The organism is Pseudomonas sp. CM25 (assembly GCF_013179705.1).
GTDB lineage: Bacteria > Pseudomonadota > Gammaproteobacteria > Pseudomonadales > Pseudomonadaceae > Aquipseudomonas.
Genome location: NZ_JABMCW010000299.1, coordinates 1 through 6,754 on the forward strand (window position 1 = coordinate 1; position 6,754 = coordinate 6,754).

The following is a 6,754-nucleotide window of genomic DNA, read 5'->3' on the forward strand; positions in this document are numbered from 1 at the left end:
GTGGTTTCCTGCAGCAGCTGCGCGCCCCGGGGGTGATCGCATTCTATGCCTGCGTGGCGCTGATGCAGCTCAGCCACGGGCCGTACTACACCTTCCTCACGCTGCACCTGGAGCATCTGGGCTACAGCCGGGGTGCCATCGGCTTGCTGTGGGCGCTGGGGGTGGTGGCCGAAGTGCTGATGTTCATGCTCATGAGCCGCCTGTTCGCCCGCTTCAGCGTGCAACGGGTGCTGCTGGTCAGCTTCCTGCTGGCGGCTGTGCGCTGGTTGCTGCTGGGTAACCTGGCGGACGAGCCGACAGTACTGATATTCGCCCAGTTGCTGCACGCGGCCACGTTCGGTTGCTTCCATGCCGCCTGCATTGCCTTCGTCCAGGCCAGCTTCGGTGCCCGCCAGCAGGGCCAGGGCCAGGCGCTGTACGCCGCGCTGTCGGGTACCGGCGGCGCTTTGGGCGCCTTGTATTCGGGCTACAGCTGGAAGCTGCTGGGGCCCGCCTTCACCTTTGGTATGGCCAGTGCCGCAGCCTTGGCTGCAGCCGTTATCATGGCCCTTTGTTCGCAACCTGCCAGGACCCGCCCCTGATGAGCATTCTCAGCGTTTTCCACCCCGCCAGCCCGGAACTGCCGAACAAGGTGCTGACCCACCATGATGACATCGCCGCCACCCTGGCCGAGCAGGGCGTGCATTTTGCGCATGCCGAACACGGCCTGCGGGTGCGCCCGGGTACGGCCCGGGACGAGGTACTGGATGCCTGCCGAGGGTACCTGGACCAGCTGATGACGGCGCATGGCTGCAAGGCCTTCGTGCTGCTCAACCGTGATGGGGAAGACCCGGCGCAGGTGGATGTGCGCGATGAGCATGTGCACGACAGCGACGAGGTATTTGCAGTTGTCAGCGGGCGCGCACAAGTTGGCCTGCGGCTTGCTGGAGGGGTGTACTCGGTGCTGTGCGAGAAGGGTGACCAACTGCTGGTCCCGGCGGGGACCCGGCGCTGGGTGGAGCTGGGTGATACGCCGTTTTGCCTCGCGGTGCGCGTGTTTGGCAGCGAGCAGGGCGTGGAACCGCGGTTTACCGGAGATCTGACTGCACGGGCATTCCCGGGGATTGACGAGCTGTAGTGGCCTCGCGGGCCTCTTCTCGGGTAAACCCGCTCCCCCATTGATTGACCGCGAACCCTGAGGGTTACGCGATCAGTGTGGGAGCGGGTTCACCCGCGAAGAGGCCCGTGATACCACCACAAAAATCAACGATAGGTCGGCAGGGCAAACCGCTGTTGGCTCTGCAGCATGGTAATCACCGGCAATTCACTGGCCTGCTCAGCCAGATCGCGGCGAATGGCGCTGATCGCCCAGGACAGCTGTTCGGCGCTGTGCAGTTGTCCGTAGGTCAGCACCCGGCGGGTCACCTTGCCATCGGCAGCACGCAAGGTCAGCAGCACGCCGCCATCGGGGCGGGGCTGGGTATTGACCTGATAAGCCGAGAATACCGAAACGAACTTTTCCTGGATGAGGTCCATATCAACTCCTGACAAAGGTGGTGTGGCAATCGTGATGAAGTAGATTGCAGTGACCGTGCCAGAAATTGATTTGCAGAAAAGTCCTTTGAAATCAGTGATTTATAAAGATTTTTCAGAGGGGTTACCGTGCATCCTGCAAGGTCGTGCAATTTGCACAGTGCATTTTGCACGGCCCGGCTTGTGCCTATCGGCTCGATAGAAACTGAACCTTTGACCCAAAGCGTGAGCCTGACAAACACTTAGGCACCGATTTCTGCCAGGAGGTTCCCGATGTCCAGCCAAACCGCGCCCGCCACCATGACTGCCGATGAAACCGCTGCCTTCGCCGAACAGGTGTTCGACACTGCCCGCCACGGCGATGCCGAAATGCTCGCGCGCCTGCTTGCCAGCGGCCTGCCGGCCAACCTGCGCAACCACAAGGGCGACACCCTGCTGATGCTGGCCAGCTACCATGGCCACCATGACGCGGTGCGCGTGCTGCTGGCGCAGGGTGCCGACCCGCTGATCGCCAATGACAACGGGCAACTGCCCATCGCCGGCGCCGCCTTCAAAGGCGACCTGGCCATGATCCGCCTGCTGCTGGAGCATGGCGTGCCAGTGGACGCCTGCGCGCAGGACGGGCGCACCGCGCTGATGCTGGCGGCCATGTTCAATCGCAGCGACATCCTCGACTATCTGCTGGCACAAGGCGCCGACCCGGCCCACCAGGACGCCCGCGGTGCCACCGCCCTGATGGCGGCGCAGACCATGGGTGCCGTGGACGCCACGGCGCGCCTGCAGGCGCTGGCCGGCTAACAGCAAAGGGGCTTTTGCGGCTATCCTTGGCGACTTTTCACCCGTCGCAGGCCCCTTTCATGAAAACTCAGTTGCTCGAATTCATCAGCCTCATCGGCGCTGGCTGCATGCTCGAGGCAGACATCGAGCGCATTGCCGACGAGGCCGCCCAGGCCTACGCCGACCCGGCCGCCTTCCTGGCCGCCAACCCTGACATCAATTACGACGACAGCTTCCCCATGCCGCTGGGCGAATGGGTGGTGCTGGGCAGCCTGCCGGACACCGTGGTGTTCCAGGCTGACAGCTACCAGGACCTGTTCCAGCAGATCAGCGATTCATTCGACAGCAGCGTGCCGTTCACCCTCAAGCCCAAGCAGCTGGCCCGTACCGAGCCGCTGACTGCACTTAACCGCATCCAGGTGCAGATGGGCGCGCTGAACAAAGAGGCCGGCGGTTATGTGCTGTTGAATTTCAGCCAGTTGCTGGATGACGAGCTGCAGATGGTAATGGTGGGGCAGCATGACCTGGCGCGGGTCCAGGCGCTTGGGGCCGAAGTGGGCATCAAGGTCGAGCCGGCCCTGGAAGCCCTGAAAGTGGCTGTCCACGTCTGATTTCTGCTTTTGCTGCTTCGCGGGTGAACCCGCTCCCACAGGTATCCCACTGCAATCTGGGCCAGTGATAATCCTGTGGGAGCGGGTTCACCCGCGAATAGGCCGGTTCAGGTAACCTCAAGTTCAGCCCAGCGCGGTATCCAGAAACATCATCACCGCAAACCCGCCCATCAACCCCAGGGTCGCCGCTGTCTGGTGCCCGTTACGGTGGGTTTCCGGTATCACCTCGTGGCTGACCACAAAGATCATTGCCCCCGCCGCCAGCCCCATGCTGATCGGGTAGGCCAGGGCAAAGCCGGTGGAAATCCCCAGGCCGATCACCGCACCCAGCGGCTCCATCAGCCCCGACCCGACCGCCACCAGAGCCGCCTTCATGTTCGACAGCCCGGTTGCCCGCAAGGCCAGGGCCACGGCCAGCCCTTCGGGGATGTCCTGGATGGCGATGGCGGTAGTCAGCGGCAGGCCGATGTTCATGTCGCCGTTGGTAAAGCTCACGCCAATGGCCATGCCCTCTGGCAGGTTGTGCAGGGTGATTGCCAGCACGAACAGCCACACCCGACTGAACCGCTCGGTTTCCGGCCCGACCACACCGACGGTTTGATGCTCGTGCGGGGTAAAGCGGTCCAGGCCCAGCATCAGCAGCACACCCAGCCCCATGCCCAGCACCACGGTGAAGGCCGCGGCGGGCCCGCTGCCGGTGATGTCCCGGGCGGCGTCCAGTCCCGGCAGAATCAGCGAAAATGAGCTGGCCGCCAGCATCATGCCGGCGGCAAAGCCCAGCATCACATCCTGGTTGCGCGTGCTGACATCACGCAGCACCACGGCCAGTACCGCGCCCAGGGCGGTGGCGCCGAAGCCGGCAAACCCGCCCAGCGCCGCCAGGTGCAGGTTTTCGGCATGGTCGCCATGAATGGCATTCCACAGGCTCGCCGCCAGCAGCGTCAGCACGGCCAGCAGGCTCAACGCCAGGCCGGCGCCCACCCACGGGCTGCTGGCTATCTGTTGCCGCCAGGCACTGAGGGGGGAGGGCGGGGCGGCGCTGTGACTCTGGGCTGGGGGCATGTGAACCTCGGATTCGGCGTATAAGGCAGTTTATGCAGTGACCGGCCCGCATTGCCAAGGTTTCCCCTCTATCGACGTGATAGCTGGCTATGCTGTGCAGCAAAGCCTTAGCACAGGAGCCATGGCATGGGGTCTACATTCAACAGCCTGGTAGGGCTGATCATACTGGCGCTGGATATCTGGGCCATCTTCAACGTGATCAAGAGTGGCCGCGAGGTGGGCATCAAGGTGTTGTGGATCTTGCTGATCGCACTGCTGCCGGTGGTGGGCCTGGTGATCTGGGCGATTGCCGGCCCGCGGGGGAATGCGCGCATTTGAAGGCCGGCGCAGACAAAACCGGCAACACCCTCGTGACAAAATTTTCACATTGGTTTAAACAGAATCCGCACCCGCACAATGCTGCGTTGGTCTAGCACCAGCGCCATCTCCGCAAACCGCAATCCTAGGACCTTCCCATTCATGGCTAACACGGACGCCCTGAAGCAACGGGGCGGGCGAGCGTCGTTCTCGCCGACCCTGAAATCCCACCTGGCCTACACGCTGCTCAGCGCCCTGGTGATCATGCTGATGCTCAGCCTCGTGCGCCTCGCGCTGCTGGTCTACAACAGCGACATGATCGGCGATACACCCTATACAACCGTCGCCGAGGGCTTCCTCAACGGCTTGCGCTTCGACCTGCGGGTGGTGGTGTACCTCAGCATACCGCTGCTGCTGGCCATTCTCAGCCCCTGGGCGATGGCCCGGCGTGGCGTGTTCCGTTTCTGGCTGACCCTCACCTCGAGCGTGGTGATGTTCCTCGGCCTGATGGAAATGGACTTCTACCGCGAGTTCCACCAGCGCCTCAACGGCCTGGTGTTCCAGTACATCAAGGAAGACCCGAAAACCGTCATGAGCATGCTCTGGTACGGTTTCCCGGTGGTGCGCTACCTGTTGGCCTGGGCCTTTGGCACCTGGCTGCTGAGCCTGTTGTTCAAGGGCATCGACCGCATCACCCGTGGCGATGGCGTGCAGCGCGTGGCGCCGTGGTACAACCGCCTGGCGGTATTCATGGTGATTCTGCTGGTGGCCGTGGTCGCCGCCCGTGGCACCTTGCGCCAGGGCCCGCCAATGCGCTGGGGTGATGCCTTTACCACCGACTCCAACTTCGTCAACCAGTTGGGCCTGAACGGCACCCTGACCCTGATCGACGCCGCCAAGAGCCGCTTCGGCGAAGACCGCGCCAACATCTGGAAGCCGGTGCTGGACCAGACTGTGGCCACGCAAAGCGTGCGCGAGCAGTTGCTGACCGCCCACGACACGCTGGTCGATGCCGACGAGGCTGCCATCCGCCGCGACTTCCTGCCGCCGGCCGAGCGCACCCTGCCGATCAAGAACGTGGTGGTGATCCTGATGGAAAGCTTCGCTGGCCACTCGGTGGGCGCGCTGGGCAGCCCCAACAACATCACGCCGTACTTCGACAAGCTGGCCAAAGAAGGCCTGCTGTTCGACCGCTTCTTCTCCAACGGCACCCATACCCACCAGGGCATGTTCGCCACCATGGCCTGCTTCCCCAACTTGCCCGGGTTCGAATACCTGATGCAGACCCCGGAAGGCGGCCACAAGCTGTCGGGCCTGCCGGCCTTGCTCAGCGCCCGCAATTACGACGACGTGTACGTGTACAACGGCGACTTCGCCTGGGACAACCAGTCCGGGTTCTTCGGCAACCAGGGCATGACCACCTTCATCGGCCGCAACGACTTCGTCAACCCGGTGTTCTCCGACCCGACGTGGGGCGTGTCCGACCAGGACATGTTCGACCGCGGCAACGAGGAGCTGGCCAAGCATGATGGCAAAAAACCGATCTACGCCCTGCTGCAGACCTTGTCCAACCACACCCCGTACGCGCTGCCTAAAGACCTGCCGGTCGAGAAGGTTACCGGGCAAGGCCGCCTGGACGAGCACCTGACCGCCATGCGCTACTCGGACTGGGCGCTGGGCCAGTTCTTCGAGAAGGCGCGTAAAGAGCCGTACTTCAAGGACACCCTGTTCGTCATCGTGGGTGACCATGGCTTTGGCAACCACCAGCAGGTGACCGAGCTGGACCTGGGCCGCTTCAACGTGCCGCTGCTGCTTATCGCCCCGGGTATCCAGGAGAAGTTCGGCGCGGTCGACCACACCGTGGGCACCCAGGTCGACATCGTGCCGACCATCATGGGCCGTCTGGGTGGCCAGGCCCGGCACCAGTGCTGGGGCCGCGACTTGCTCAACCTGCCTGAGGGCGACCAGGGTTCGGGCATGATCAAGCCGTCGGGCAGCGAGCAGATCGTCGGCCTGGTGCAGGGCGACCGTATCCTGATCGAGTCCAAGGACATGACCCCGCGCATGTACCGCTACCAGCTGGGCAGCGAGTTCAAGGCCGAGCTGATCGAAAGCCCGGACCAGCCGGAAATGCTCAAGAAGCTGGAAGCGTATATCCAGACGGCGACCAAGAGCCTGCTGGATAACACCGCTGGCGTGGTGCACGGTACACCGAAGTAAGGCGGCAACAGGGGCCGCTTTGCGGCCCATTCGCGGGTGAACCCGCTCCCACAGGGACATCACAGGGCCTGAGGCTGGTGGTATCCCTGCCACAGGGAAGTCACAGGGCCTGAGGTTGATGGTATCCCTGCCACAGGGAAGTCACAGGGCCTGAGGTTGATGGTATCCGTGTGGGAGCGGGTTTACCCGCGAAGAGGCCGGCACAGACTGAACATTCTCCCAACCCCAAGGTCAGTTATTCAGGCATCACACACCTTGTGGTATTTGATGGAGAG

At 63.3% G+C, this 6,754-nt stretch carries 8 protein-coding genes; 6 read left to right on the forward strand and 2 right to left on the reverse strand.

The annotated features are described in order from the left end of the window. The coding region (locus HP546_RS23555) for an MFS transporter (protein WP_172230189.1) at positions 1–581 on the forward strand (581 nt) is incomplete at its 5' end. Beyond that, positions 581–1,117, forward strand: a complete 537-nt coding sequence (locus tag HP546_RS23560; protein ID WP_172230191.1) for an oxidase — start codon at positions 581–583, stop codon at positions 1,115–1,117. The genes HP546_RS23555 and HP546_RS23560, both read left to right, overlap by 1 nt. A gap of 125 nt (positions 1,118–1,242) precedes the next feature. Here the strand turns inward: HP546_RS23560 and HP546_RS23565 are convergent, their stop codons facing one another. Further along, positions 1,243–1,515 carry a DUF3509 domain-containing protein gene (locus HP546_RS23565; protein ID WP_172230193.1) on the reverse strand — a complete coding sequence of 91 codons (273 nt, stop codon included), beginning with the start codon at positions 1,513–1,515 and terminating at the stop codon, positions 1,243–1,245. 270 nt (positions 1,516–1,785) lie between these two features. Between HP546_RS23565 and HP546_RS23570 the strand changes: the two genes are divergently transcribed. Both HP546_RS23570 and HP546_RS23575 read left to right on the forward strand, forming a co-directional pair. Beyond that, a complete protein-coding gene (locus tag HP546_RS23570) occupies positions 1,786–2,310 on the forward strand; it encodes an ankyrin repeat domain-containing protein (protein ID WP_172230195.1) in 525 nt (174 codons plus the stop codon). Between the two features lie 59 nt (positions 2,311–2,369). After that, the gene (locus tag HP546_RS23575) at positions 2,370–2,900 is read left to right on the forward strand and encodes a hypothetical protein (protein ID WP_172230197.1); all 531 of its coding nucleotides are present in this window, start codon (positions 2,370–2,372) and stop codon (positions 2,898–2,900) included. Between the two features lie 123 nt (positions 2,901–3,023). Here the strand turns inward: HP546_RS23575 and HP546_RS23580 are convergent, their stop codons facing one another. Beyond that, on the reverse strand, positions 3,024–3,962 hold the full coding sequence (locus HP546_RS23580) for a ZIP family metal transporter (protein ID WP_172230199.1): 939 nt from the start codon (positions 3,960–3,962) through the stop codon (positions 3,024–3,026). 126 nt (positions 3,963–4,088) lie between these two features. Between HP546_RS23580 and HP546_RS23585 the strand changes: the two genes are divergently transcribed. Both HP546_RS23585 and HP546_RS23590 read left to right on the forward strand, forming a co-directional pair. Beyond that, positions 4,089–4,280 (forward strand): PLDc N-terminal domain-containing protein, encoded by a 192-nt coding sequence (locus tag HP546_RS23585; protein ID WP_172230200.1) that lies wholly within the window; start codon positions 4,089–4,091, stop codon positions 4,278–4,280. A gap of 141 nt (positions 4,281–4,421) precedes the next feature. Beyond that, positions 4,422–6,479, forward strand: a complete 2,058-nt coding sequence (locus HP546_RS23590; RefSeq protein ID WP_172230202.1) for an LTA synthase family protein — start codon at positions 4,422–4,424, stop codon at positions 6,477–6,479. The last annotated feature ends 275 nt before the right edge of the window (positions 6,480–6,754 follow it).

Excerpts from the sequence above, each read along its gene's own strand:
- HP546_RS23560 (WP_172230191.1), top strand. The coding sequence starts at position 581 with ATGAGCATTCTCAGCGTTTTCCACCCCGCCAGCCCGGAACTGCCGAAC.
- HP546_RS23565 (WP_172230193.1), bottom strand. The coding sequence starts at position 1,515 with ATGGACCTCATCCAGGAAAAGTTCGTTTCGGTATTCTCGGCTTATCAG.
- HP546_RS23570 (WP_172230195.1), top strand. The coding sequence starts at position 1,786 with ATGTCCAGCCAAACCGCGCCCGCCACCATGACTGCCGATGAAACCGCT.
- HP546_RS23575 (WP_172230197.1), top strand. The coding sequence starts at position 2,370 with ATGAAAACTCAGTTGCTCGAATTCATCAGCCTCATCGGCGCTGGCTGC.
- HP546_RS23580 (WP_172230199.1), bottom strand. The coding sequence starts at position 3,962 with ATGCCCCCAGCCCAGAGTCACAGCGCCGCCCCGCCCTCCCCCCTCAGT.
- HP546_RS23585 (WP_172230200.1), top strand. The coding sequence starts at position 4,089 with ATGGGGTCTACATTCAACAGCCTGGTAGGGCTGATCATACTGGCGCTG.
- HP546_RS23590 (WP_172230202.1), top strand. The coding sequence starts at position 4,422 with ATGGCTAACACGGACGCCCTGAAGCAACGGGGCGGGCGAGCGTCGTTC.